This is a genomic window from Streptomyces sp. NPDC031340, from assembly GCF_055569945.1.
Map to the genome: position 1 here is coordinate 26,794 of NZ_JBVIIE010000056.1, position 24,658 is coordinate 51,451.

At 73.3% G+C, this 24,658-nt stretch carries 21 protein-coding genes and 1 tRNA gene; 7 read left to right on the forward strand and 15 right to left on the reverse strand.

Annotation, left to right across the window (positions count from 1 at the left end; all coding sequences use genetic code 11):
- Positions 1-91 precede the first annotated feature (91 nt).
- The 7 genes from pheA to ACZ5GT_RS32660 form a co-directional block, all read right to left on the reverse strand.
- Entirely contained in the window at positions 92-1,024 is a 933-nt protein-coding gene (pheA, locus tag ACZ5GT_RS32630; RefSeq protein WP_469033526.1) for a prephenate dehydratase, read from the reverse strand.
- A 74-nt stretch (positions 1,025-1,098) separates the two neighbouring features.
- A complete protein-coding gene (efeB, locus tag ACZ5GT_RS32635; protein ID WP_469033529.1) occupies positions 1,099-2,394 on the reverse strand; it encodes an iron uptake transporter deferrochelatase/peroxidase subunit in 1,296 nt (431 codons plus the stop codon).
- A gap of 8 nt (positions 2,395-2,402) precedes the next feature.
- The gene (locus ACZ5GT_RS32640; RefSeq protein WP_469033531.1) at positions 2,403-4,478 is read right to left on the reverse strand and encodes a copper resistance CopC/CopD family protein; all 2,076 of its coding nucleotides are present in this window, start codon (positions 4,476-4,478) and stop codon (positions 2,403-2,405) included.
- A 13-nt stretch (positions 4,479-4,491) separates the two neighbouring features.
- Positions 4,492-4,956, reverse strand: coding sequence for a copper chaperone PCu(A)C (locus ACZ5GT_RS32645; RefSeq protein ID WP_469033533.1), 465 nt, complete (start codon positions 4,954-4,956; stop codon positions 4,492-4,494).
- Complete coding sequence (locus ACZ5GT_RS32650) at positions 4,953-5,606, reverse strand: SCO family protein (protein ID WP_469033535.1); 654 nt, start codon at positions 5,604-5,606, stop codon at positions 4,953-4,955. Before ACZ5GT_RS32650 ends, ACZ5GT_RS32645 begins: the two co-directional genes overlap by 4 nt.
- Before the next feature lie 98 nt (positions 5,607-5,704).
- On the reverse strand, positions 5,705-6,436 hold the full coding sequence (locus ACZ5GT_RS32655; RefSeq protein WP_469033537.1) for a YcnI family copper-binding membrane protein: 732 nt from the start codon (positions 6,434-6,436) through the stop codon (positions 5,705-5,707).
- Between the two features lie 141 nt (positions 6,437-6,577).
- Complete coding sequence (locus ACZ5GT_RS32660) at positions 6,578-7,420, reverse strand: hypothetical protein (protein WP_469033539.1); 843 nt, start codon at positions 7,418-7,420, stop codon at positions 6,578-6,580.
- Between the two features lie 222 nt (positions 7,421-7,642).
- Here ACZ5GT_RS32660 and ACZ5GT_RS32665 point away from each other — a divergent pair, with 222 nt between their 5' ends.
- The 3 genes from ACZ5GT_RS32665 (at position 7,643) to ACZ5GT_RS32675 (ending at position 10,016) form a co-directional block, all read left to right on the forward strand.
- Positions 7,643-8,125, forward strand: coding sequence for an ATP-binding protein (locus ACZ5GT_RS32665; RefSeq protein ID WP_469033541.1), 483 nt, complete (start codon positions 7,643-7,645; stop codon positions 8,123-8,125).
- A 109-nt stretch (positions 8,126-8,234) separates the two neighbouring features.
- On the forward strand, positions 8,235-9,176 hold the full coding sequence (locus tag ACZ5GT_RS32670) for an intradiol ring-cleavage dioxygenase (protein ID WP_469033543.1): 942 nt from the start codon (positions 8,235-8,237) through the stop codon (positions 9,174-9,176).
- Between the two features lie 9 nt (positions 9,177-9,185).
- A complete protein-coding gene (locus ACZ5GT_RS32675; protein ID WP_469033545.1) occupies positions 9,186-10,016 on the forward strand; it encodes a triphosphoribosyl-dephospho-CoA synthase in 831 nt (276 codons plus the stop codon).
- 250 nt (positions 10,017-10,266) lie between these two features.
- Here ACZ5GT_RS32675 and ACZ5GT_RS32680 read toward each other — a convergent pair whose 3' ends face one another.
- The 4 genes from ACZ5GT_RS32680 to ACZ5GT_RS32695 all read right to left on the reverse strand — a co-directional run bounded on the left by ACZ5GT_RS32680 (position 10,267) and on the right by ACZ5GT_RS32695 (position 16,257).
- Complete coding sequence (locus ACZ5GT_RS32680; RefSeq protein WP_469033547.1) at positions 10,267-11,493, reverse strand: MFS transporter; 1,227 nt, start codon at positions 11,491-11,493, stop codon at positions 10,267-10,269.
- Positions 11,494-11,571: 78 nt separating this feature from the next.
- Positions 11,572-12,939, reverse strand: coding sequence for a MocR-like pyridoxine biosynthesis transcription factor PdxR (gene pdxR / locus ACZ5GT_RS32685; RefSeq protein ID WP_469033549.1), 1,368 nt, complete (start codon positions 12,937-12,939; stop codon positions 11,572-11,574).
- A gap of 173 nt (positions 12,940-13,112) precedes the next feature.
- On the reverse strand, positions 13,113-14,630 hold the full coding sequence (locus tag ACZ5GT_RS32690; RefSeq protein ID WP_469033551.1) for an aminopeptidase P family protein: 1,518 nt from the start codon (positions 14,628-14,630) through the stop codon (positions 13,113-13,115).
- Positions 14,631-14,745: 115 nt separating this feature from the next.
- Entirely contained in the window at positions 14,746-16,257 is a 1,512-nt protein-coding gene (locus tag ACZ5GT_RS32695) for a PP2C family protein-serine/threonine phosphatase (RefSeq protein WP_469033553.1), read from the reverse strand.
- A 492-nt stretch (positions 16,258-16,749) separates the two neighbouring features.
- Between ACZ5GT_RS32695 and ACZ5GT_RS32700 the strand changes: the two genes are divergently transcribed.
- A complete protein-coding gene (locus tag ACZ5GT_RS32700; protein ID WP_469033556.1) occupies positions 16,750-17,409 on the forward strand; it encodes a bifunctional DNA primase/polymerase in 660 nt (219 codons plus the stop codon).
- A gap of 414 nt (positions 17,410-17,823) precedes the next feature.
- On the opposite strand, the gene ACZ5GT_RS32705 is transcribed toward ACZ5GT_RS32700, so the two are convergent.
- The 3 genes from ACZ5GT_RS32705 to ACZ5GT_RS32715 all read right to left on the reverse strand — a co-directional run bounded on the left by ACZ5GT_RS32705 (position 17,824) and on the right by ACZ5GT_RS32715 (position 20,714).
- On the reverse strand, positions 17,824-18,813 hold the full coding sequence (locus ACZ5GT_RS32705; RefSeq protein ID WP_469033559.1) for a DUF5926 family protein: 990 nt from the start codon (positions 18,811-18,813) through the stop codon (positions 17,824-17,826).
- 262 nt (positions 18,814-19,075) lie between these two features.
- On the reverse strand, positions 19,076-19,723 hold the full coding sequence (locus ACZ5GT_RS32710; RefSeq protein ID WP_469033562.1) for an ATP-binding protein: 648 nt from the start codon (positions 19,721-19,723) through the stop codon (positions 19,076-19,078).
- 163 nt (positions 19,724-19,886) lie between these two features.
- Positions 19,887-20,714 carry a glycerophosphodiester phosphodiesterase gene (locus ACZ5GT_RS32715; RefSeq protein WP_469033564.1) on the reverse strand — a complete coding sequence of 276 codons (828 nt, stop codon included), beginning with the start codon at positions 20,712-20,714 and terminating at the stop codon, positions 19,887-19,889.
- 247 nt (positions 20,715-20,961) lie between these two features.
- On the opposite strand from ACZ5GT_RS32715, the gene ACZ5GT_RS32720 reads away from it, so the two are divergent.
- From ACZ5GT_RS32720 to ACZ5GT_RS32730, 3 genes are all read left to right on the forward strand, one after another.
- Entirely contained in the window at positions 20,962-22,428 is a 1,467-nt protein-coding gene (locus ACZ5GT_RS32720; protein WP_469033567.1) for a S1C family serine protease, read from the forward strand.
- 64 nt (positions 22,429-22,492) lie between these two features.
- Positions 22,493-22,577 (forward strand) — tRNA-Ser (locus tag ACZ5GT_RS32725).
- 272 nt (positions 22,578-22,849) lie between these two features.
- On the forward strand, positions 22,850-23,518 hold the full coding sequence (locus tag ACZ5GT_RS32730) for a hypothetical protein (protein WP_469033569.1): 669 nt from the start codon (positions 22,850-22,852) through the stop codon (positions 23,516-23,518).
- A 3-nt stretch (positions 23,519-23,521) separates the two neighbouring features.
- Here ACZ5GT_RS32730 and ACZ5GT_RS32735 read toward each other — a convergent pair whose 3' ends face one another.
- Positions 23,522-24,391 carry a bifunctional DNA primase/polymerase gene (locus tag ACZ5GT_RS32735; RefSeq protein ID WP_469033574.1) on the reverse strand — a complete coding sequence of 290 codons (870 nt, stop codon included), beginning with the start codon at positions 24,389-24,391 and terminating at the stop codon, positions 23,522-23,524.
- Positions 24,392-24,658: the final 267 nt, after the last annotated feature.

Consider the following 24,658-nt stretch of genomic DNA (forward strand, 5'->3'; position numbering starts at 1 on the left):
CCGAATGGCGCTTCCTTGTCGACTTGTCCCCAGGTCGAGAACCGTGCCTGTGGAAAACTTCTGTGGATAACGGAACCACGCAGGTGAGGACCTAGAAACGCCCGTCCTGGCAACGGGCCACCCAGTCGGCCGCCGCGACGAACTCCCCGTCCGACGTCCCCGGACGCGGCGGGCTCACGTCCTCCACCGTCGCGTCGGCGCGCGGGTACGACCCCAGGTACCGCACCTCCAGGCAGATCCGCTTCAGCCCCATCAGCGCCTCGGCGACCCGGCGGTCGGAGATGTGCCCCTCGGCGTCGACGCAGAAGCAGTAGTTGCCGATGCCGGCGCCGGTGGGCCGGGACTGCAGCAGCATCAGGTTGATGCCGCGGGTGGCGAACTCGCCCAGCAGGTCGCGCAGGCCGCCGGGGTGGTCGTCGCGCTGCCACAGCACCACGGACGTCTTGTCGGCGCCGGTGGGCGCGGCGGGCCGGGCCGGCCTGCCGACCAGCACGAACCGGGTCTGGGCGTTCTCGGCGTCGTGGATCCCGGTTTCCAGGGCCTCCAGACCGTACCGGGCGGCGGCGAACTCGCCGGCGAAGGCGGCGTCGTACCGGCCCTCCTGGACCAGGCGGGCGGCGTCCGCGTTGGAGGCGGCGGACTCCCAGGCGGCGTCCGGCAGGTGGCTCCGCAGCCAGTTGCGCACCTGCGGCTGGGCGGCCGGATGGGCGGAGACCGTCTTGATGTCCGACAGCTTGGTGCCCGGCCTGACCAGCAGTGCGAAGGTGATCGACAGCAGCACCTCGCGGTAGATCATCAGCGGCGTGCCCGCGACCAGTTCGTCGAGGGTGGTGGTGATGCCGCCCTCGACGGAGTTCTCGATCGGCACGAACGCGGCCTCGGCCTCACCGCCGCGGACCGCGTCGAGCGCGGACTGCACGGAGACGTACGGGACCAGCTCCCGGGTGGCCGTCTCCGGGAGGGTGCGCAGGGCGACTTCGGTGAAGGTGCCCTCGGGGCCGAGATACGCGTAGCTCGCTGGCATGACCTCACCCTAATCGCCTCGCGCGGACACCCGCGCACCCGTCCCCCGAGCGCCCCCGTGGGCGGCCCGGGCCCTCACCCCTCCAGCAGCGCCTGCCCCACGTACTGTCCCTCGGCGGCTCCGCCGGGCACCGCGAACAGCCCGCTGGCCTCGTGGCGGACGAACCTCGACAGCGCGTCGCCCCGGTCGAGCTTGCGCTGCACCGGCACGAAGCCGCGCAGCGGATCCGCCTGCCAGCAGACGAACAGCAGGCCCGCGTCGGGCGTCCCGTCCGCGTGGAAGCCGTCGTGGTAGCTGAACGGGCGCCGCAGCATCGCCGCGCCGCCGTTCTGGTCGGGGCGGCTGATGCGGGAGTGCGCGTTGACCGGGACGACGAGGGTGCCGTCCGCGCCGGTCTTCTCCAGGTCCATCGCCGTCGTCTCGGAGCCGCCCGACAGCGGCGCCCCGTCGGACTTGCGGCGCCCGATGACGTTCTCCTGGGCCTCGACGGAGAGCTTCTCCCAGTCGTCGAGGAGCATGCGGATACGGCGTACGACCGCGTAGGAGCCGTCGGCCATCCACCCGGGCGTACCGTTCGACGGCACGAAGATCCGCCGGTCGAAGTCGGTGTCGGTGGGCTTGGGGTTGCGGGTGCCGTCGATCTGGCCCATCAGGTTGCGGGCCGTCATGGGCCGGGCCGTGGCGCCCGGCGAGCGGTTGAAGCCGTTCATCTGCCACCGCAGCCGGGCCGCCCGCCCCGCGTCCTTCTGGATGGCGCGCAGCGCGTGGAAGGCGACGAGGGCGTCGTTCGCGCCGATCTGCACCCACAGGTCGCCGTCGCTGCGCTTCTTGTCGAGCTGGTCGGAGGAGAAGTCGGGCAGCGGGTCCAGGGCGACCGGGCGCTGCTTCTCCAGGCCGGTGCGGGTGAAGAAGCTGTGCCCGAAACCGAAGGTGATGGTCAGCGACGACGGCCCGGCGTCGCGTGCCACGTCCGTGTCGTCGCCGGACGCGGCCTCGCCCGCCATCAGCCGTGCCGCGGTCTCCGACCAGCGGCGCAGCAGCGCGGCCGCCTCCTTGCGGCCCGCGCCGGCGGCCAGGTCGAAGGCGGCGAGGTGGCCCCGGGCCTGGAGGCCTTCGGTGATGCCGGGCTGATGTTTCCCGTGAAACATCGCCCGGCCGCTGCCCAGCGAGGTGAGCGGGGTGGCCGCGGCGGGCGCGGCGGTGTATCCGAGGGCGCCGCCGGCCGCGCCGAGCGCGAGCCCGGTGGCGCCGGCGGTGCCGAGCAGCCTGCGGCGTGAGACGCCCTGGCGCGAGACGTTCTCGGTGGAGGGCGCCTCCGGGGCGGCGGCGCGGTCCTCGTCGGGGGCCTGGGGAAGGGACTGGTCGGGCATGGTGCGATTCAGCCGATCTGCGCGTTCTTGGAGACGGTCGCCTGGTCGATGTCGGAGGTCCGTACGGTCACGGCGACCTTCCAGTCGCCGGCCATCGGGATCTGTACTCCGCTCGCGGACCAGTGTCCGGTGGCGATGCGGTCGGGGACGACGGGCAGCGGCCCGATGTCCTTGGCGGTGAGCGTGAAGGAGACCTTCACCTCGGGGATGTCGAAGGCGCGGCCGTTGGGGCGCTGGACGTAGACGTGCATGTCGTTGCCGCCCACGCGCGCGGGGTCGAGGTCGACCGACACCACGCCCTTGCCGTCCGTGCCGCCGGTGTCGAACGGCATGGTCAGCGTCAGCGCGCCGGAGGAGGGGTCCGCCGCGGACGCGGAGGCCGCCGCGGTGGCCGTCGCGGCCTCCTGTTCGGTGCGGCCGGGTTCGGTCTGGGTCAGCACGGTGGTGACGGCGAGCAGGGCGACGGCGACGCCGGCCTCGGCGAGCACGGAGCGGCGCAGCCCGAAGCGGACGGGGTCGGCGTCGCGCTGCCGCTTCTGCCGGGCGGCGGCCATGGCGGCCCGCTGCCGGGCGAGCTGGGCGGCGCGTCCGCCGTCACCGGACGCCGCCGACTTCCCGGCCTTCCCGCTCCCCGAGTCCTTCGCGTTCCCCGCGGCCCCTGAGTCCCCCACGGACCCCGGGTCCTTCGTGCCCTGGCCGGCCTTGACACCCTTCCCGGTCTTCCCGGCCTTCTCGGTCTTCGCGGTCTTCGCGGCGCCGGTCGTGGCGGGTTCCTTCGGCCGGCGGCGCACGGCGGCCGTCGCCGGGTCCGTCAGCTGCGCCGTCCACCGCCGGGAGAACCAGGCGAGGCCGACGAGCAGCCCCACCAGTGCCAGCTTGGCGATCAGCAGCCGCCCGTAGGAGGTGCCGGTGAACGCCGACCAGGAGCCGAGCTGGCGCCACGACTGGTAGACGCCCGTGGCGACGAGCGCGCAGACGCTGCCGAAGGCGACGTTCGAGAAGCGCCGTACGGCGGCCGACTCGACCGGCGGTTCCGCGCGGTACAGGGCCACGAGGAGCGCGGTGAGGCCGCCGAGCCACCCGGCGACGGCGAGCAGGTGGACCACGTCGGCCGGCATGGCGATGCCGGGCTGCAGGCCGGTGGAGGCGTGCTCGGCCATCGCCCAGCTCGCCGCGAGCCCCGCGGCCACCACGCTCCCGCCGACCGCCAGCCCGAAGGTCAGGTCCCGCTTCTCCTCGTCCTCGCTTGAGTCGGGCTGCCGGCGCGCAGCGCCGTCGTTCGGGGTGGTGGTGGGCGACGGGCGGGCGTAGGCGCCGAAGAGGACGGCGATGAACAGGGCCGCCGCGGCGAGCAGCAGCAGCCGGGAGACCAGCGCGGCGCCGGTCTTGGTCTGCAGCACCTGGCCGAGCAGGCCCAGGTCGAACACGTCGGCGACCTCGCCGGAGCCGGTGAAGGAGCCGCGCAGGAGCAGCAGCAGGAGGGTCGCCGAGGTCAGCGCGAGCCAGCCGCCGACGACGAGCCGCTGCAGCGCGCGCACGCCGGAGCCGCGCTGCCAGCAGGCCAGCACGAAGGCGGCCCCGCCGGTCATGACGATGAAGCCGGCGTACGACACGTAGCGTCCGAGGCCGTACAGCCCGCCGACGAGCCCGCCGCCCGCCGTCTGGTCCGAGACCGACACCGTGGTCGAGGAGGGGGCGCCGATGGAGAAGGTGAAGGCGCCGGCGACCGGATGGCTGTCGGCGGACACCACCTGCCAGGACACGGTGTACGTGCCGTCGGGCAGGCCGCCGCGCAGCCGTACGGCGTAGGTGGCGCCGCCGGTCTCGGTGGGCTTGCCGGTGTCGACGCGTGCCCCCTTGGGATCGAGCACCCGCACCGAGCCGTCGGAGGTGGCGACCTTCTCGGAGAAGGTGAGGGAGACCTGGGTGGGCGCCTTGTCGACCACCACCCCCTGCGCGGGATCGCTGCCGGTCAGCGCGGCATGCGCGGATGCCGGGCCGGCGCCGGCGAGCAGCGCGCCGGCGACGGCCAGGAACAGCAGCACCAGGATCCGCACGCGGCGGGGGGTGGTGGTCTGTCTCACGGTGGTCCCTCCCTCAGTGACCGGTCGCCGGTCGGTACGTGGCCGCCTTCACCGGCATCTCGACCGTGATCGGGCCGGACACCGCGAAGTGCAGTTCGACGGTCACCTTCTCGCCCTGCTTGGGCTCGCGCTTCAGCTTTTCGAACATCAGGTGGTTGCCGCCGCTCTCCAGCACGAGACGGCCGTTCGCGGGGACGGTGAGGGAGTCGGTCTCCCGCATCGACTGCCCGACGGTCTCGTGGACGGTGACGCTGCCCGCGACGTCGCTGCTGACGGAGGTCAGCTCGTCCTTGGCGCCGCCCTCGTTGACCACGGTCAGGAAGCCCGCGGCCATGTCGGAGACCGGCTGGGGCATGTAGGGGGAGCTGACGGACAGTTGGGGCTTGCCCGCGCCCGAGCCCTCGCCGGAGCCGCCGCAGCCCGTCGTCAGGGCCATCGCGCCCGCCAGCACCGCGGCGGGCAGGGCCAGGCGCCTCACGGCTTGGCTCCCTCGATCAGGCGGGGCAGGTCCTTGGTGTAGTCGTCGACGGTGGCGTCCTCGCCGTAGAGGACGTACCCGGCGTCGGTCTTCGGGGAGAACGCGATGACCTGGGTGCCGTGCACCGAGACGGTCTTGCCGGTCTTCTTGTCCTTGTGGGCCGGTTCGATGGAGATGCCGAGGGTGCGGGCGCCGGCCTGGATGGTGGCGAAGTCGCCGGTGAGGCCGGTGAACTGGGGGTCGATGCCCTTGAGCCACTTGCCGAGTTCGGACGGGGTGTCGCGGGCCGGGTCGGTGGTGACGAACACCACCCGCAGCTTGTCCTGCTCGGCCTTGGGCAGCTGCTTCTTGGCGACGGCGAGGTTGTTCATCGTCAGCGGGCAGATGTCGGGGCAGTGGGTGTAGCCGAAGTAGACCAGCGTGGGCCTGCCCGCGGTCTCCCGGCGGAAGTCGTACTTCTTGCCGTGGGTGTCGGTGAGGACCAGGTCCGGCTTCTCGAAGGGCTTGTCGAGGATGGTCGCGGCCTTCTGCGAGGTTTCCTCGGAGACCACGGCGACGGGGGAGCCGCTGTCGTCGCCGCTGCCGCAGGCGGAGAGGGTCAGGCCGGCCGCGGCGAGCAGCGCGGCCGCGGCGAACGTCTTCTTGCGCATAGAGAAATGTCCCAGATGTGAGGAGTTCCGGTGCGCGCCGGGGGCGTCGGTACGGGGTCGTACCGGCGGCCCCGGCGCGGCACGCGGACGGTCGGGCCTCAGCCGTCGGTGCGCCGACGGCCGGCGAGGACGCCGTAGGCGACGCCCAGGGTGCCGACGGCGATGCCCACCACGCCGAGCACGCGCGCGGTGGTGTCGCTGGAGTCGGCGGAGGCGGAGGTCTCGGTCCTGGCGGAGCCGGAGGCGGAACTGGAGTCGGCGCCGGAGTCGGCGCCGTGGGAGTGGTCGTCGGCGGAGGCGTCGGAGAGGGTCAGCACCGGGGCCGGGTTCTCGGGCTCCGCCTGGCCGTCCTGCTGGACCTCGATCCAGCGCACGACTTCCTTGTCGGAGTACGTCTGGAGCGCCTTGAAGACCAGTTCGTCGGTGTCCTTCGGCAGCGCGCCGACGGAGAGCGGGAACTTCTGGAAGTAGCCGGGCTGGATGCCCTTGCCGTCGGCGGTCCAGGTGACTTTGGTGACGGCCTCGGTGATCTTCTCGCCCTCCAGTTCCACGGGCTTGGCCAGCTTCGTCCTGGTCACTTCGACGCGCCAGCCGTCCATCGGCTGCGGCATCACCGAGGCCAGCGGATGGTCGGTGGGGAAGCTGACCTCGAGCTTGGTGGTCGAGGCGTCGTCGCGCTCGTTGGGGACCTTGAAGTCGACGACCGCGTAGCCGCCCTTGGCGGCGGTGCCCTCGGGCTGCACGCTGACGTGGGCGAAGGCGGGCGAGGACAGCACGACGACGGCCGAGGCGGCGAGAGCGCCGACGGCGGCGAGCCGGGAAGCCTTCATGGCAGGGAGCACTCCACTTCGAGTGAGGTTTCCGGTGATCGGGTCGGGCGCGCGGGCGCGGGGACGCGGGTACGCGCGCGTGCCGCACGACGGCGGACCCGGCCTCCGGAGCAGAAGGAGCGGAGCGGCGGTCGCGTCGTGTCAGGCGGCCAGGACGAGCGCGGCGGCCGGCGGGCCGCGCCGGATCACGGTGTGGTGGAGTGCGGCGGTACGGGGCTTCGGCGGGGCGAGCAGGGCGGTGCGCGGCGGGCGCGGTCCCGCCCCGGGAGCGCCGGGAAGCCCGGCGCACAGGGCGCGCACCAGGGCGAGCGCCCCGCGCAGGGACCGTACGAACGCGCCCTCGGCGACGGAGTGCGCCGACAGCTCGATCAGCCGCAGCAGCGCCAGGTCCCCGCGCCGCAGCAGCCAGCCCGCGGCGAGCGCCGCGAGGACGTGGCCGAGCAGCATGGGCAGCGACGGCAGCAGCGCGGCCGGGGCGCCGGCCGCGGTGGACAGCGCGTCGGCCGGGTGGTGCATGGCGCTCATGGCCGTGCCCTGGCCGCCGGGGTCCTGGTAGACCCCGGCGCGCGCGAGGACGACACGGGCCTGGGCGGGGCTGATCGCCGCCGCGGTGGTCCCGCACACGAGCCGCGCGGCCCGCTCGACCAGGGAGGCGTCCGACACCGTCGGCGCCGAGGGCATCGCCGCCGCGCCGGCGCCGGCGGACGTCCGCTGCCCCAGCTCGAACAGCATGTGCAGGACGGTCTGCCCGGCCGCGAGCAGCGCCGCGATGCCGGGCAGCGACCGCTCGCGTCCGGCGAGCGGCACCACGACCAGGACGACCCCCAGGAAGCCCGCACCCAGGGTCCACAGCGGAACCGTGGCGCAGGAGGCCAGCGCGTGCCCGGCCGCGGCCAGCACGACGCAGACCGCGGCGAACACCGCGGCCCGCAGGACCCGGAGGTCGCCTCCGGAGCGCGCCGGGCGCCGGTGGGGGGCAGTCATGGCGGGCCCATCATCGCACTGGCGCCCTCGGCGCCACACGGCAGGTCCGCAAGGTTCCCCGCCGACCGGAAGATCGCCTTCTGGGCGAACCGCCCGCACATACACGTATTCCGGTGGGGACGCACCGTCCATATGGGCGGCATCACGTCAACTCCGCGCTTACAAACGGGTACGCGCGGCAATACGTAACGGTATGTCGAGCCGCGGCCGGGAGGCTGGAGCATGAGCATGTGGTGGTCACTCCATCTGCGGCGCGAGGCTGCGAGCGTCCCGCTCGCCAGACGCCTGTTACTCGGCGCGATGGAGACCGCCGGGGTGGATCCCGACGTCTCCTTCGACCTCTCCGTCGCCCTGAGCGAGGCCTGCGCGAACGCCGTCGAACACGGCGGGGACGGCGGGGACGCCCGCGACGGTGGGGACGGCGGGGACGGAATGCTCGGCAGCGGAGCGGAGGCGTACCACGTCACCGCCTACCTCGACGGCGAGACGTGCCGCATCGAGGTCGCCGACTCCGGCCCGGGGTTCACCGCGCCGACGCCCGTCCGGCCCGCGCGCGCCGACGCCGAGCACGGCCGCGGCCTGTGCCTGATCCAGGAACTCGCCGACCACGTCCATATCGGCAGCAAGCCGGGCCGTGGCGGCACCGTGGTGAGCTTCGACAAGATCCTCAAGTTCCGGGAGGGCGCGCCGCTGATGGCGGTGTGAGCCGGCCAGAAACCTTTCCGACGACCGGACTTGGGCTTCCGCGGCATTCACAGCCCGCTCCCAGCCGGGCCTCATCTCCCTGACGGACAGCCTTCCTACTGTCCTGAGCATGACGGGAAACCACAAGGACACATCGATCAGCCGTCGCCGCGCCCTCGCGGTGACCGGCGGGACGGTGGCGGCCGGCGGACTGGTCGTCGCGGGCTACCAGTCGGCGTTCGCCGACACGGTCTCCGAGACCTCGGCCTCCGCCGCCACGGCCACCGCCACCTCCACCGGCAGCACGTGCATGACTCTGATGTCGAGCGTCACCGAGGGCCCCTACTACCTCGACGGCGCGCTGGTGCGCAAGGACATCACCGAGGGCAAGAGCGGCGTCCCGCTGACCCTGCGCCTGACCGTCGTCGACGCCACCGACGGCTGTACCCCGGTCGCGGGCGCCGCCGTGGAGATCTGGCACTGCGACGCCTGGGGCTACTACTCCGGCTACACCACCGCCAACCCCGGCGGCTCCGCGCCCGCGGAGAGCGAGGAGGGCGACAGCGCGAACGACGACACGTACCTGCGCGGCTACCAGATCGCCAACGCCAACGGGGTGGTGAAGTTCGAGACGATCTTCCCGGGCTGGTACACCCCGCGCACCTGCCACATCCACGTGAAGGTGCACACGGGCGGCGCGAAGGAGGACGGCACCTACGAGGGCGGCAAGGTCAACTACACCGGCCAGCTCTTCTTCGACGACGACGTCGCCGAGGAGATCTTCACGCTCGACCCGTACGCGAAGCACACCGGCACCTACACCCGCCTCGCCGACGACATGGTCTACGACGGCGGCGGCGCCTCCAGCGGGCTGCTGACCCTCAAACCCGTGCACAAGGGCGACCCGTCGAAGGGCTACAAGGGCTTCCTCACCTTCGGCATCGATCCGGACGCCGAGAGCACGGGCGCCGGCAGCGGCGGCGGAGGCACCCCGCCGAGTGACGCCCCGACGGGGACACCGCCGAGCGGCGCTCCGGGCGACTCCGCCTCCCCGTCGGCGTCCTCCTCGTAGCCTGCGGTCATGAGCAGCCGCGAGGACGAGACGCTGGCACAGGCCGCCGTGGCGGCGCTGACCGGGCAACTGGCCCTGGCTCCCAAGCCCGGCCTGCCCGACCCGCGTGACCTCGGTGTGCCCGCCCGCCAGGATCACCGCACCCTGCGCTGGTCGGCCAAGGCGCTCGCGCCCGGCCTCACGGCGATGGCCGCCGCCGCCCGCCGCACCGGCGAGCCCACACCGCGGCTGCGCGCCGAACTCGGCGCCATCGGCCGCTCCACCGAGCACACGGTGGGCCTCGCGGGCGGCGGTCACCGGGGAGCCCTGTGGACACTCGGCTTCCTCGTCGCGGCGGCCGCGATCGGCCCGCGGGCCGGAGCGGCCGAAGTGACCGCCGTCGCCAAGCGGATCGCCGCCCACACCGAACGGGGCGCCCCGCGCCGCCCCTCGCGCGGTTCGTCGGTCTCGGCGAAGTACGGCGCCGCCGGGGCCCGGGGCGAGGCGAGGGCCGGGTTCCCGCACGTGCGGCGGGCGTCGGACGCCCTCGCCGCGGCCCGCTCGGCCGGTGCCACCGAGGAGCAGGCCCGGCTGGACGCCCTGCTGACCGTGATGTCCACCCTCCAGGACACGGAACTGCTGTACACCGCGGGCCCGGTGGGCCTCCGGCACGTGCAGGCGGGCGCCCGCGCGGTGCTGGAGGCGGGCGGTACGGCGACCGGGGCGGGCCGGCAGGCCCTGCACGCCCTCGACGCCGACCTGGACGCGCGCGGCTGGAGCCCGCGGGGGAGCGCGGGCCTGCTGGCGGGGACGCTGTTCCTGGACGCGCTGCCGGTCACCGCACCGCTACCGGCCGCCTGAACTCACCGCACGGGTACCGGCTGCCTGAGTCACCGCACGGGTGTCGGCTGCCTGACGTCATCGCGCAGTACTGGCTGCGCCTGACGTCACCGCGCTGGTACCGGCCGCCTGACGTCACCCCGCCGGTACCGGCTGCCTGAGCTCCCCGCCCGTCCGGCCGCTTGAACTCACCGCGCCCGTCCGGCCGCTTGAACTCACCGCGCTGGTACCGGCCGCTTGAACTCACCGCGCCGCTACCGGCCGCCTGAACTCACCGCGCCGGTACCGGCTGACTGAGCTCTCCGACCGTCCGGCCGGCGGCCCGGCGTGCCGCCGGGCCCATCGCGTAGGACGCCGCGACCGTCACGCCGCCCAGCAGCAGCCACCCCGGCGTCCCCCACCCCACCAGCAGCGAGGTCAGCACCAGCGGGCCCAGGGTCCGGGCGACCGTGACCCCGGTGCCGAAGAAGCCCTGGTACTCGCCCACCCGGCCGGCCGGGGCCAGGTCGAACGACAGCTGCCAGGAACCGGCCGACTGCCCCGTCTCCGCGACGACCTGAAGCACCGCCCCCGCGACGAGGACGCCCGCCGCGATCCAGGGCGAGACCCCCGCCGACAGCGCGAACACCGCGCACGCCGCGGACATCACCCATCCGGCCCGCCGCAGGACACGCGTCGCCGACGCGAGCCCGGTGACCGAGCGCGCCGCGCGCACCTGGAGCAGTGTCACCGCGACCGTGTTGAGGACGAACAGCGCGGAGACCAGCCAGACCGGTGCGCTGGTCCGCTCCGTGATCCACAGCGGCAGCCCCAGGCTGAGCACCGGCATCCGCAGCAGCAGCACGGAGTTGAGGAGGGCGAGCAGGGCGTACGGGCGGTCGCGCAGCACCCCGAGGCAGTCCCGCCGGCGCACCGGCGCGGGCGGCACCGACGGCAGCCGCGACAGCATTCCGGCGCACGCCGCGAAGCTCACCGCGTCCAGCGCCAGCACCGCCAGATACGCCTCCCGGGTCCCGGCCTGCAGCGCCAGCCCGCCGAGTCCCGCGCCCACCGCCAGCCCGGCGTTCAGCGTCGACTGCAGACGCGCGAGCAGCCCGGTCCGCTCCCCCGCGGGCACCAGTCCGGCCAGCAGCGCCTGCCGGGCCGCCGCGAGCCCCGACTGCGCGGTCGCATACGCGCACGCCGCCGTCACGAACGGCACGAAGCCGCGAACGACGAGGAAGGACGCCACCGCGAGCCCGGTCGCCGACGCGAGCAGCACCGCCGTGCCGCGCGGCCCGCGCCGGTCGGCGAGCCGCCCGAGCGGCACCCCGGCCGCCGAGCCGGCCGCCCACGCGAGGGTCAGCCCGAGCCCCACCCGCGCGGGAGCCAGACCGACCACCCGGGTGAAGAACAGCGCCGAGGTCACGTAATAGGCGCCGTCGCCGATCGAATGGGACAACTGGGCCAGCGCCAGCACGCGTCGCGGACCCGCGGGAGGGACGAGGCGAGGAGTCATGGAGCCGACGCTAGGCGGGGAATGGATCGCTCGGCAGATCCAATACGAACCCCTTACCGTGACCCGATCCGGGGCGGGTCAGGCTCCGGTCAGGACCTTGGCCAGCACCTCCAGCGCCTCCGGGTACACCCGCTCCCGCGGTGTCCCGTAGCCGACGACGAGCCCCTGCGGCCGTCCCTCGCCGGGCGTGTGCCAGTGGTCGCCGAGGTGCCCGAGGGCCAGCCCCTCCGCCTCGGCCCGCGCCAGGACGTCCGCCTCGTCGGCGACCTCCACCAGCGCGTGCAGCCCGGCCGCGATCCCGCGCACCGTGTGCCGGGAGCCGAGCCGGTCCAGGAGCTGGTCCCGGCGCCGCCGGTACCGCAGCCGGCCCGCGCGCACGTGCCGGTCGTAGGCGTGGCTGTCGATCAGCTCGGCGAGCGCCAACTGGCCGATCGTCTCCGTGTGGTGGTCGCTGTGCAGCTTGGCGTCGGCCACCGCGTCGACCAGGTGCGGTGGCAGCACCATCCAGCCCAGCCGCAGCGCCGGGCCGAGGGTCTTGGAGGCGGTGCCGAGGTAGACGACCTGCCCGGGCGCCATGCCCTGGAGCGCGCCGACGGGCTGACGGTCGTAGCGGAACTCCCCGTCGTAGTCGTCCTCGACGATCAGCCCGCCCCGCGCGCGTGCCCAGTCCGTCAGCGCCCGCCGCCGCTCCGGGTGCAGCGTCACCCCGGTCGGGTACTGGTGGGCGGGCGTGACGACGACCGCGCCGGCGTCCCCCAACTCCTCCGCGCACACGCCGCGTCCGTCCACCTGCACCGGCAGCACGGTCCCGCCGTTGTGCCGCACCACGTCCCGGTGGAAGGGCAGGCCGGGGTCCTCCATGGCGATCCCGGCGCCGTCCAGCACCCGGGTGAGGAGCGCGAGTCCCTGCACGTACCCGGAGGTGATCACGATCCGTTCGGGCGGCGCGATGACGCCCCGCGCCCGCCCCAGGTAGCCCGACAGCGCCGTGCGCAGCTCGACGCGGCCGCGCGGGTCCCCGTAGTCGTACGCCAGCAGGGGCGCCGTCGCGATGGCGCGGCGCAGCGCGCGCAGCCAGGCCGCCGCCGGGAACGCCCCGACGTCCGGGCTGCCGGGCCTGAGGTCGAACCGGGGCACGCGCGCGTGCGCCGCCGCCTCCGGCGCGCCGGTGTCGACCGAGGGCAGCGAGGCCACCCGGGTCCCCGAGCCCTGACGGGCGGTCAGATACCCCTCGGCGACAAGCTGGTCGTACGCCGCCTTGGCCGTGCCGCGGGAGATCCCGAGCTCGGTGGCGAGCCGCCGGGTGGCCGGCAGCCGGGTGCCCGGCGCGAGCCGGCCGTCCCGCACGGCGTCCCGCAGCGCCCGCTCCAGACCGATGCGCCGGCCGTCCCCCGCGTCGGGTTCCAGATGCAGATCGACACCGACACCGGACCAGAAGTCCTCCACGAAGACCCTCCCCCTAGGTACGTGAATCCGGGCACGCGCATCCGGGCACGTGCGTCCGGGCGCCTCACACGACCGGGCACGCGCTCCGGGCGTCTCACACGACGGCCCGGGCACGTGCGTCCGGGCACGTCAATGGCCGGGCACCCCACTGGTACCCGGCCATCCGCCGCCTATCAGTTCCTGCTGTCCTTGCTGTCCTTGCTGCCCGTCAGGCCGGCCATCCACGCCTCCACCTCGTCCGACCGGCGCGGCAGCGCGGCGCTGAGGTTCCGGTTGCCGTCCTCGGTGACCAGGATGTCGTCCTCGATGCGTACGCCGATGCCCCGGTACTCCTCGGGCACGGTCAGGTCGTCGGCCTGGAAGTACAGCCCCGGCTCGACGGTGAGCACCATGCCGGGCTCCAGCGTCCCGTCGACGTACGACTCCACGCGCGCGGCGGCGCAGTCGTGGACGTCCATGCCGAGCATGTGCCCGGTGCCGTGCAGCGTCCAGCGGCGCTGCAGCCCGAGCTCCAGCACCCGCTCCACGGGACCCTCGACCAGGCCCCACTCGACGAGCTTCTCGGTCAGCACGTGCTGCGCCGCGTCGTGGAAGTCACGGAACTTGCCGCCCGGCCGCACGGCCGCGATGCCGGCCTCCTGGGCCTCGTAGACCGCGTCGTAGATCTTCTTCTGGAGCTCGGTGAAGCGGCCGTTGACCGGCAGCGTGCGGGTGACGTCGGCCGTGTAGTAGGTGTGCGTCTCCACGCCCGCGTCCAGCAGGAGCAGCTCGCCGGAGCGCACGGGCCCGTCGTTGCGCACCCAGTGCAGGGTGCAGGCGTGCGGGCCGGCGGCGGCGATGGTGCCGTAGCCGACGTCGTTGCCCTCCACGCGCGCGCGGAGGAAGAACGTGCCCTCGATGTAGCGCTCGCTGGTGGCCTCGGCCCGGTCGAGGACCTTCACGACGTCCTCGAAGCCGCGCACCGTGGAGTCGACGGCCTTCTGCAGCTCGCCGATCTCGAACGCGTCCTTCACCAGCCGGGCCTCGGACAGGAAGACGCGCAGCTCCTCGTCGCGCTCGGCGGTGACCTTGTCGGTCAGGGCGGCCTCGATGCCGGCGTCGTACCCGCGCACCACGCGCACGGGGCCGGTGGCCTCGCGCAGCGTGTCGGCGAGTTCCCGCACGTCGGAGGCCTGGATGCCGTACAGCTTCGCCGCCTCGGTCAGCGAGTGCCGGCGGCCCACCCACAGCTCGCCGTGGCCGGAGAGCCAGAACTCGCCGTTCTCGCGGTCCGAGCGGGGCAGCAGGTACAGCGTGGCGACGTGGCCCTCCCCCTTCGGTTCCAGTACGAGTACGCCGTCCTCGGTCTGGTTGCCGGTGAGGTAGGCGTATTCGACCGACGCGCGGAAGGGGTACTCCGTGTCGTTCGACCGGGTCTTGAGGCCGCCCGCGGGGATGACCAGACGCTCGCCCGGGAACCGCGCGGACAGCGCGGCGCGGCGGGCGGCGGTCTCGGCGGCCTGGGCGATCGGCCGCAGGTCGCGCAGCTCGGTGTCGGCCCAGCCGGACTTCATGTTCTCGGCCAGCTCGTCGGAGACGCCCGGGTACAGGCCGTTCTTGCGCTGCTTGATCGGCTCTTCCCCGGACCCCTCCGGGGCCGCTGCGGCAGCAGCTCCGTCGGTCACAGCCGAGAGCTCATCAGCCACGGTCATCCTCCTCGATACGGCACAGGACCGCCTCCATCGTACGGTCGTACGGAAGGGGGCCCAGGCCCGGAGGACCTGTTACCGCGCGCTCCGGCTCACGCGGGGGCCGGTCGGGACGCGGTCAGTCGAAACGCGCCGCGAGCAGGACGACGTCGTCCGCGCTGTCGGCCGTGTCCAGCCCGTCGGGCAGCATCGTGCGCAGCACGTGGTCGGCGACCGCGTCGGGGTCGTGGCGCAGCACCCGGGGCACGCCGGCCGCCGCCGCGTGCAGCCGGGCGAAGGCGCGGTCGATCGCGTCGCCGGTGCGGTGCAGCAGCCCGTCGGTGTACAGCAGCACCGTCTCGCCGAGCCCCGCCTGCATCTCCACGCTCGGCGCCTCCCAGCAGGCGAGCATGCCGAGCGGCGCGGACACGGACGTCTCGACGAACTCGGTGCGGCCCTCGCCGAGCAGCAGCGGCGGGCAGTGCCCGGCACCGGCCAGCGTGATCTTGCGCAGCGCGGGCTCGCAGTAGCCGAACAGGGCGGTGGCGGAGCGGGCGGGCTCGGTGAGTCTGAGCAGCAGCTCCAGGTCGGACAGCACGGCGACCGGGTCCTCGCCCTCCATCACCGCGTACGCCCTGAGGCTCGCCCGCAGGCGGCCCATCGCGGCGACCGCGCTGGGCCCGGAGCCCGTCACCGAGCCGACCGCGAGACCCAGCGCCGCGTCCGGCAGCGGCAGCGCGTCGTACCAGTCGCCGCCCCCGCGCGGGCCGGTGCGGTGGCGCACGGCGAGCTGGACACCGGCGACGCGGGGGAGCCGGGACGGCAGCAGTTCCTCGGCCATCGTCGCCACGCGGGTGCGGGCGCGCTCCACCTCCACCAGCCGGGCCAGGTGTTCGCCGGCATACCGGGCGTACAGGCCGACGAGGTGGCGCTGGCGCTCGGTCGGTTCGGCGGGCTCGTCGTACAGCCACACGGCGGCGCCGACGCGGCCCAGCGTGTCGCTGACCAGCGGGAGGGCGTAGCTCGCGGCGTAACCGAGGCGGGCGGCCACCTCGCGGTGGCGGGGGTCGAGCCCGTCCTCGGAGAGCAGGTCGGGCTGGGCGATCTCACGGTCGCAGCCCGGCAGTCCGTCCAGGATCCTCCCGTACGACATGGCGCTGCGCGGCACGGTCTCGATGTGACCGAGGTCCGCGTGGGCGAGGCCCAGGCCGATGGTGGTGTCCGGCCCGAGCCCGTCGCCGGGTTCGAGCACGACGAGGCCGCGCCGGGCGCCCACGAGGGCGGATCCGGCGCGCAGCAGTTCGGTCAGGGCGTCCGCGAGCGCGTCCGTGCGCGCCAGACGTTCGGTCAGTTCGTGGAGCGTGGTGAGGTCCGAGACCCAGCCGGCGAGACGGTCCTGGAGCAGGGCGCAGGGCGGGTTTGGCGGCGTGACCGGGGAGGTACCCGGGACCACGGACACGGGCGCGACAGTGTGTGCGGGTGCCGGAACCGTTGAATCGATTCCGGCCACTTTCGGAGGGTGAGGGGCGTTCATGGCAACCGGCTTTCCGACCGGTGCGTACTGCTCAAAAGCATCGCAAACCCCCATGTCGTTCTGCGCCGCTGGCAGTGTCTCCACATGTACACGCACTCGTAAGGGGATGTCCAGCATTGTCCTGCGGGGATTCCTGGTGTCCCTGAGGAGTCTGTGGACCCCTTGCTAAAAAGCAAAGTTGGCCTAAAAATGACTCGGGCAACGGGGCATTGCGGTCGACTGGGTTTGCTCCACGGAGCGTCACAGCGGTCGTGATGGGTACGTACTCGGAGAAGACCAGGGGCGGTTGGCAGTCGCCCGGAACCTGGTGACCGACCCGGGCGTCCTATCCACCGACGACCGTGCCCCATCCTCCCGTGGCGGAGGCGAAGAGAAATACGCGCGACGTAAAACGCCAGACTTCGCCACCCCCACGCCACGCCCGTGCTTTGACAGACGCAGCAAGGGCGAGGCTGCCGCGGACGCAGCCGACGCTCGGCCAAGAGGGGTTTCCCTGTGCCTCCGGCAGGGGTGTGATGCGCCAACAGGTACGCACAGTGAAGTGATCTACACATGGTGTGATGTGGCCCACGGTGTTGCCAGCGGTGCAACGGAAAGGAACGAGCGCTCATGCGCGAGATCCTCGGAAGGCGACGCAGGCTCCTGTCCCAGCGCAGCGACGGGAGGCCTGAGTCGATCAGCGCGGCCCTGACCTTCGCGGCCGGATGGCAGTGGCCCGTGCTCCCCGGCGTGACGGCGGACATGAAGGGGCGCTGCGGCTGCCCCGACCCCGAGTGCACGGTGCCCGGTGCGCATCCCTTCGACCCCGGTCTCCTCGCGGCCACCGCCGACGCCCGCATGGTGCGCTGGTGGTGGACCAACCGCCCCACCGCGCCGATCATCCTGGCCACCGGCGGCAAGGCCCCCTGCGCGGTCAGCCTGCCGGCCCTCGCCGCCGCGCACGCGCTGACCGCCCTGGACCGCGCGGGCATGCGGCTGGGCCCGGTGGTCGCCTCGCCCGGCCGCTGGGCGATCCTCGTCAAGCCGTACTCCATGGAGCAGTTGGGCGAGCTGCTGTACGCCAAGGACTTCGTCCCCGGCTCTCTCCGCTTCCACGGCGAGGGCGGCTACCTGGCCCTGCCCCCGTCCGAGACCGGCGAGGGCGAGATCCGCTGGGAGCGCGCGCCGCTGCCCGGCTCCGCCGCCCCCTGGGTGCCCGACGTCGAGGCCGTGGTGGACGCCGTCGTCGAGGCCCTCACGCGTAGGGGTGTGAGCGCGCCCGAGCTGTGACGGCGCCGGGCGCGCGAGTGCCCGGTGTGCGGGTGCCGGGCGCATGTGGGCGGGGTGCGCGGGTGCCGGGCGCATGCGGACCGGGTGCGCGCCGGTCCGGGAGCGCGGGGGCCGACGCAGCGCGGGAACACCTGGATTCGCTGTCAACTGCCTTGCGGTAGCTGCCAGTTGACAGGCGACGGCCTTCTGTGAAGAACCGTGCACATGAAAAGACCCGGTTGCTGGCGACGGGGGATGCACCAGCAACCGGGCTACTGGAACGGTAACAAGAGATCGGCGGTTCGCAAATTCCATCCGGGCTTTCCAGTCACGTATTCGCTTGCGCCGCACGCGAGTTGTGAGGGAAGTTTCCGGTCCGTACAGGGGCCGGTCCGGACCGCCGGACGGCCGTCCGGACCGGCCCCCGCACGGGTGTCAGCTGAGCGTGACCTGCCGGTTGGTCAGGCCGCCGCGTGCCCGGCGCTCGTCGGCGGTCAGCGGGGCGTCCGCGGCGAGGGCGTCGGCCAGCCGCTCCGCGAACTCTGCCGCCGGCTTCTCCACGTCCTCCGCGCCGACCTCGCTCGGCAGGTCCCAGACCGGGACGGTGAGCCCGTGAGCGCGGAAGGAGCCCACGAGACGGGTGCCCTCGCCGAGGTTCGAGCGGCCCGCCGCGTGCAGCCGCGCGAGGGCGTCCAGAAGCCGCTCCTCCTCGTGCGGCATGACCCACCGCAGATGGTTCTTCTCCGGCGTCCGGCACCAGTACGCGGCGTCCACGCCGGTCAGCCGCACCGTCGGGATGGCCGCGGCGTTGGCCCGCTCCAGGGAGGCGGCCACCTCCGGCGTGGCGTTCTCCGAGTCCGGGATCCAGAACTCGAAGCCGCTGTGCACAACTGGCTCGAAGGCGCCTTCGGGGTCGAGCAGATCCTGCAGCCGCGGACCGTCGGCGGGAGCGCGGCGGCCCTGGACCGGGGTGCCCGGCTCGGCGGTGAGTGCGCGCTGGAGGGTGTCGGCGAGGTCGCGGCTGATGTCGCCGGAGGCGGTGTCGTTCTGCAGGCCGAGCAGCACCGAGCCGTCGTCGCGGCGCAGCGCCGGCCAGGCCATCGGCAGCACCGTGGCGAGGGTGACCGACGGGACGCCCTCGGGCAGGCCGTCCTTGAGCGTCAGCTCGACCGTGGCCGCCGGGACCAGCTCGCGCAGCGCCACCCAGTCGCACTCGGCGGGCAGTCCCTCGAAGGGGCGCTGCACCAGCTCGGTCACGGCCTGCGCGGCGGCCCGGCCGTGGCAGGCCTTGTAGCGGCGGCCGCTGCCGCACGGGCAGGGCTCGCGGGCGCCGACAACCGGAACCTGTCCATCAGCGCCTGCGGCGCCGGCCCCGACGCTGGTCTGGGGGCGCTTGGCCTTCGTCTGAGGTCGCTTCTTGGCCATCGTGGGGTCTCCCGGTTACGGCTTGTCTCGTACGGGCGGGAGCCTAGCCGTTCACGCCACGGGACACGGGAGCCTGTGGACGACGCGGCGCGCGTGCCGTCCGGGGCCTGGTGGGGCCGGGCGGGACCTCCCGCGGATGCTGGCCCGGGCGATCCGGACGTCAGCCCGGGCAGGCCGTGCCCAGGAGGACCGGAGGTCGGTCCGGGCAGGCCGTCTCCGGAAGGACCCGGAGGCCGGCCCGGTCAGGCCGTCTCCGGAGGTGTCAGTCCAGGTCGTCGAACGCGTCCGCGAAGTCCAGGCCGGTCAGGCCGCGTATCGCGGAGACGGACGGCGCCGTGACGCGCGTAGCGAAGTCGTCGCGGCGGTATCCGGCGTCCGGATCATGAACGTCCTGGTGGACCACCACCCATACGGTGACCTCGCCGCGCACGTCGTCGCGTACGCCCCAGTCGTCGGCCAGCGCCGTGATGATGTTCAGCCCGCGGCCGCCGTGCGCGGTGACCGAGGGCGTGGCCGGAGCAGGGCGGGTGGGACCGCCGCCGTCCGTCACCTCCACCGTGAGCCTGCCGCACGGGTCGACCCGCCAGGCGGCCCGGACGTCACCGTCCCCGGCCAGGGCGTCGCCCAGCGGCCGGCCGTGCTTGCACGCGTTGCTCAACAGCTCCGACAGAATCAGTACGGCATCGTCGATGACCGCGTCCGAGACCCCGCCCCTGCGCAGCTGCTCGCGCATCCGGTGCCTTGCCTCGCCCACGCCCGCAGGGCCATGGGGTACGGCCATGCTCGACGACGTGGGCACCTCCTGTGCCACCACCAACGCCACCCCCGAGACCTCCTTCGCCCCACGCCACGGTGTGGATGCCCCATTGGCCTGTACCGGAAACCGGCCAATCCCGGTGCGGTGACGCATTCGAAATGACCGATCACACAGCGGACGCGCCGGAGCACTCCCCGTAGTCATGTGGCTGGATTTCTGCGATGTGGCCGAGACTGAAGATGCTGCAGGTGTGTCCTGAGGTCAAGGTTTTCTTCACAGGTCTTCACCGGGCACCCGCGGAGCGAGTGCGGCCCGGTCACCCCCGGAGCTGGTGCAACACGGCCCGCGGCCGGTTGGTGATGATGGCGTCGACGCCCAGGTCGACGCAGAGATCCACGTCCTCGGGCTCGTTCACGGTCCACACGTGCACCTGGTGGCCGGCCCGTTTCAGCCGTTCCACGTAGGCCGGGTGGTTCCGCACGATCCGCATGCCGGGGCCCGCGATCCGGACACCCGCCGGCAGTCGTCCGTCGCGCAGCCGGGGTGAGACGAACTGCATCAGGTACACCGTCGGCAGCGTCGGCGAGGCGGCACGCACGCGATGCAGCGAGCGCGCTGAGAAACTCATCACACGCACCGGCGACTCCTCGGCCGAGACCGGCGCGTCCAGCCCGAACCGTTTCAGGAGCAGCAGCAGCCGCTCCTCCACCTGCCCGGCCCAGCGGGTGGGGTGCTTGGTCTCGACCGCCAGCTCCACCCGGCGCCCCGCGTCCGCGACCAGCTCCAGCAGCCGCTCCAGGGTCAGCACGGCGGTGTGCTCGCGGTCCTCGGGCCGGTGCTCCCAGTCCGGCTCCTCGTCGCGCGTGCGCCAGGCGTCCCGCGTCTTCCAGGAGCCGAAGTCCAGGGCGGCGAGATCGGCGAGCTCCAGCGCCGAGACCGCACCGCGGCCGTTGGACGTACGGTTGACGCGGCGGTCGTGGACGCAGACGAGGTGGCCGTCCGCCGTGAGGCGTACGTCGCACTCGAGGGCGTCGGCACCGTCCTCGATCGCCTTCCGGTACGCGGCCAGGGTGTGCTCCGGGGCCTCCTCGGAGGCTCCGCGGTGGGCGACGACTTGGATGCGTTGCTGCCGTGCGAGGGTCACCGCGTCATGGTGCCACCGAGTAGGGGGTAAGCGTGCTCTCAGCGGAGTCGAGATTGCGTCCCTTTTGCCGTACATAACCTATATAAGGAATGGTCCCGTACCCACAGCCGCCGCTTATGGTGCCCTGACGGACCATGGGAAAAGCTGACCGCATACAAAAAGACGTGCACAGCTGCCGCGCGCCGGACGCCGACCAGCGCGAACCAGCGTGACCCAAGACAACAGCCGTGGATCGAGGAGAGAAGCTGTGAGCACCGAGAACGAGGGCACCGCGGTACCCCCGGCCCCGTCCGCACCTCCCGTGCCGGTGGATGCTCCCGCTCCCTCGGCGCCCGCCGCCCGCGAGGGCAGCGCACCGATGGCGCCGCTCACGCCGTCCCCCGCGGACGGCTCCCAGGGCTACGGCCCCGCCGGCCCCGCCGCCGGCACCCAGGGCTACGGCCCCGCCGGTTCCGCCGGCTCCGTCGGCCCGGTCGGCTCCGCCGCCGACTCCGCCTGGCCGGCCCCGCCCCCCGCCACCCCGTCCTACGCCGACGGCGGAGGCGACTCGGGCGGCGGCTGGGGTTCGACCTACCAGCAGCCCGCGCCGAAGTCCGGCCGGGGACGCGGTGGCCTGGTCGCCGCGGTCCTGGTGGCCGCGCTCGTTGCCGGCGGCCTGGGCGGCGGACTCGGCTACACCCTGGCCAAGAACGACGACAACACCGGCTCGACCACGGTCTCCGCCTCCGACAGCGGCGGCTCCATCAAGCGCGACCCCGGCACGGTCGCGGGCGTCGCCGCCAAGGCACTGCCCAGCACCGTCACCATCCAGGCGGAGTCCACCAGCGGCGAGGGCGGCACCGGCACCGGTTTCGTCTTCGACACGCAGGGCCACATCGTCACCAACAACCACGTCGTCGCCGACGCGGTCGACGGCGGCAAGCTCACGGCGACCTTCCCGAACGGCAAGAAGTACGACGCCCAGATCGTCGGCCACGCCCAGGGCTACGACGTGGCCGTCATCAAGCTCAAGAACGCCCCGTCCGACCTCAAGCCGCTGACGCTGGGCAACTCCGACAAGGTCGCCGTCGGCGACTCCACGATCGCCATCGGCGCCCCCTTCGGCCTGTCCAACACGGTGACGACGGGCATCATCAGCGCCAAGAACAGGCCCGTCGCCTCCAGCGACGGCACCGGCAGCAACGCCTCCTACATGAGCGCCCTGCAGACCGACGCGTCGATCAACCCGGGCAACTCCGGCGGCCCGCTCCTCGACGCCCAGGGCAACGTCATCGGCATCAACTCCGCGATCCAGTCCACCGGCAGCGGCGGCCTGGGCGGCACCAGCCAGTCCGGCTCGATCGGTCTGGGCTTCGCCATCCCGATCAACCAGGCCAAGTACGTCGCCCAGCAACTCATCAAGACCGGCAAGCCGGTGTACGCGAAGATCGGCGCGTCGGTGTCCCTGGAGGACTCCTCCAACGGCGCGAAGATCACCGACCAGGGCTCGGGCGGCTCCGCCTCGGTCGAGCCGGGCGGCCCCGCCGCCAAGGCCGGCCTCAAGCCCGGCGACGTCATCACCAAGCTCGACGACAGGGTGATCGACTCCGGTCCCACCCTGATCGGCGAGATCTGGACCCACCAGCCCGGCGACAAGGTCACGATCGCCTACGAGCGCGGCGGCCAGTCCCACACCGTCGAACTCACCCTCGGCTCCCGCGTGGGCGACAACTGACCCGCACACCCGCGTACCGACCCGTTATTCTTGTCCCCGCGCCGCCGATCACCGGCCGGCGCGGGGTGGGTTGCCCGAGCGGCCTAAGGGAACGGTCTTGAAAACCGTCGTGGCGCAAGTCACCGTGGGTTCAAATCCCACACCCACCGCAGCGTGGCGCGGCCCCTGACCTGGCTTCTCGGCCTTCGGTCGGGGGCCGTTCCCGTCCGGGGCGGCTGTGGCCCGTCCGCGGCCGGCCGAGCCGGAGACGGTCCGTGTGACCCGGGCTTCCGGTTGTGGGGCGTCACGCCTGTCCGGGGGGTGTGACGGGTCTGTCCGGTGTCTGTGACATCCGTTCTCCGGGGGCTGTGGTGCGGTGGGGGCCGTTGCTACGTTCCCGCTCCGGGGTGCGGCCGATCGGGGTCGTCCTTGATGAGGGGGGATGTCCCAGATGAACGCCGACCGTCTCAGACCCGCAGTCCTCGCGTTCACGGCCGTCGCGCTGACCGCCGTTCTCACCGCCTGCCAGGGAGGCGGCGGGCCCGGAGCGGCGGCCGACGGCACGGCCGCCTCGTCGCCCGGGGCGTCCGCGTCCGCCGCCGCGACGCCGAGCGGCACCGACGCGGCCACCCCCTCAGCCGGCACGGGCGGCGGCGGCACGTCAGCCGCGACCTCCGGCGCCAAGCCCGCCGCTTCCGTCAAGCCCGCCGCCCCGGCGAAGCCCACCGCGTCCACCGCCGGCTGCGTCGACAAGGCGCCGACCCCGGACGAGGTCGACCCCGACGAGTTCGCCGTGTACCGCGTCGAGGAACTCGACGGCAGCACCGGCAAGGTCAACCTGGTCGTCCAGCACGGCGCCTGGGGGTGCCCCGGCGGGGACGGTGACGGTGTGCCCTTCGTCGTCACCGGGGAGGACAGCCGCTGGGCGCTGGACCAGGCCGCGTACGTCACCGCCACGAACCCCATCACGGACAGCAGCGCCAACCAGCGGATCGGCGTGCAGGAACTGATCGACTGGATCGACGCGCACCCCGACTCCGGCCTGGTGTTCCGGTACCGGACCGGTGCCGACGGCTCCATCGACCGACTGGAGCAGGTCTACTCGCCCTGACGGTCACGGCCGGCGTCCCGTCATGCGGGCCGCCGAGGCGATCGTCGCTCGCGCCTCGCGTTCGGACAGGCCGGTGTCGAGGGCCGCGTCGATCAGCGGGGCGACGAGCGCGGGGCCGATGCCGTTCTCGTAGGCGCGGCAGGCGGCCCAGAACAGACGGGTGTTGCGCTGGCCCTCGTGCGCGGCGAGCACGAAGTGGATCAGGCCCTGGCCGTGGACACCGGCCGACGGGTGCGTCGCGGGATGGACGGGACGCGGCGGCGGCAGGAGCAGGCGCAGCAGGGCCGGCGGGCAGGCCGCGGGGGCGAGGTGCGCGGTGCCGGGGGCCGTCGTGTACACGCCCTGGTCGGTCCGGGAGCCGGGGCCGACGAGGTAGCCGCCCGCGCCCCGGATGTCGATGCCGGGGGCGAGGCGGCCGGCGGAGTTGGGCACGGCGACGTCGGGCGGGCCGGTCAGCCACAGGTGGCGGCCGCCGCTGGGGGTGATGACGACGACGGTGTCGGGGATCGTGAACAGGTGACGCAGCGCGAGTTCCCGCAGCGCCGCCGAGGAGTCGGTGCCCGACTTGGTGTCGAGGTCGATCCCGATGAGGTGGCGGGGCGGAAGGCCGCAGGCGATGCCGTAGCCGGTGGCCCAGGGGGCGGTGGCGAACAGTTCGCGGATACGGGCCGGATCGGTCGAGGCGTCGTACACCCCGTGGCCGAAGCGGCCGCACTCGCCGTGACAGGGGCGGGGGTCGGGGTCGTCGCGGTGAGGGGAGCGCAGGGCCGGGAGTTTCGTGCGGGTCAGGGGGATGACGGCCAGTCCGCGTTCGGCGGCTGACAGGGCGTGCGCGAGGGCCAGCGTCGTGGCCTGCCGGTCGGTGGTGGCCATGCTTCTATGTTCGTACGTACGTTCGAAAAAGGGAAGAGGGGGCAGCCGCGACACGCCGGGGAGGGGATCGTGGCGGGAACTGTGCCGGAACGCTTCACCCCTTGCGGCGCTTGGGCGGGGGTCAGCTGGTCCGTCCTGGCCCGGGAGGCGGAAGCGGCGGAAGGGGTTTATCGGCATCTCGTAGCGCTTAGGGGCGAATCACGGCTTCCGGGGTGGTTCGCCGGGGATGTGGTGGGCAACCCTGGTCTTGCGACGTCGTGCACAGCG

Bases quoted from the DNA above. Each gene is read 5' to 3' on its own strand.
- pheA (WP_469033526.1), bottom strand. From the start codon at position 1,024: ATGCCAGCGAGCTACGCGTATCTCGGCCCCGAGGGCACCTTCACCGAA.
- efeB (WP_469033529.1), bottom strand. From the start codon at position 2,394: ATGCCCGACCAGTCCCTTCCCCAGGCCCCCGACGAGGACCGCGCCGCC.
- ACZ5GT_RS32650 (WP_469033535.1), bottom strand. From the start codon at position 5,606: ATGCGCAAGAAGACGTTCGCCGCGGCCGCGCTGCTCGCCGCGGCCGGC.
- ACZ5GT_RS32655 (WP_469033537.1), bottom strand. From the start codon at position 6,436: ATGAAGGCTTCCCGGCTCGCCGCCGTCGGCGCTCTCGCCGCCTCGGCC.
- ACZ5GT_RS32660 (WP_469033539.1), bottom strand. From the start codon at position 7,420: ATGACTGCCCCCCACCGGCGCCCGGCGCGCTCCGGAGGCGACCTCCGG.
- ACZ5GT_RS32665 (WP_469033541.1), top strand. From the start codon at position 7,643: ATGAGCATGTGGTGGTCACTCCATCTGCGGCGCGAGGCTGCGAGCGTC.
- ACZ5GT_RS32670 (WP_469033543.1), top strand. From the start codon at position 8,235: ATGACGGGAAACCACAAGGACACATCGATCAGCCGTCGCCGCGCCCTC.
- ACZ5GT_RS32675 (WP_469033545.1), top strand. From the start codon at position 9,186: ATGAGCAGCCGCGAGGACGAGACGCTGGCACAGGCCGCCGTGGCGGCG.
- ACZ5GT_RS32680 (WP_469033547.1), bottom strand. From the start codon at position 11,493: ATGACTCCTCGCCTCGTCCCTCCCGCGGGTCCGCGACGCGTGCTGGCG.
- ACZ5GT_RS32690 (WP_469033551.1), bottom strand. From the start codon at position 14,630: ATGACCGTGGCTGATGAGCTCTCGGCTGTGACCGACGGAGCTGCTGCC.
- ACZ5GT_RS32695 (WP_469033553.1), bottom strand. From the start codon at position 16,257: ATGCTGGACATCCCCTTACGAGTGCGTGTACATGTGGAGACACTGCCA.
- ACZ5GT_RS32700 (WP_469033556.1), top strand. From the start codon at position 16,750: ATGCGCGAGATCCTCGGAAGGCGACGCAGGCTCCTGTCCCAGCGCAGC.
- ACZ5GT_RS32705 (WP_469033559.1), bottom strand. From the start codon at position 18,813: ATGGCCAAGAAGCGACCTCAGACGAAGGCCAAGCGCCCCCAGACCAGC.
- ACZ5GT_RS32710 (WP_469033562.1), bottom strand. From the start codon at position 19,723: ATGCGTCACCGCACCGGGATTGGCCGGTTTCCGGTACAGGCCAATGGG.
- ACZ5GT_RS32730 (WP_469033569.1), top strand. From the start codon at position 22,850: ATGTCCCAGATGAACGCCGACCGTCTCAGACCCGCAGTCCTCGCGTTC.
- ACZ5GT_RS32735 (WP_469033574.1), bottom strand. From the start codon at position 24,391: ATGGCCACCACCGACCGGCAGGCCACGACGCTGGCCCTCGCGCACGCC.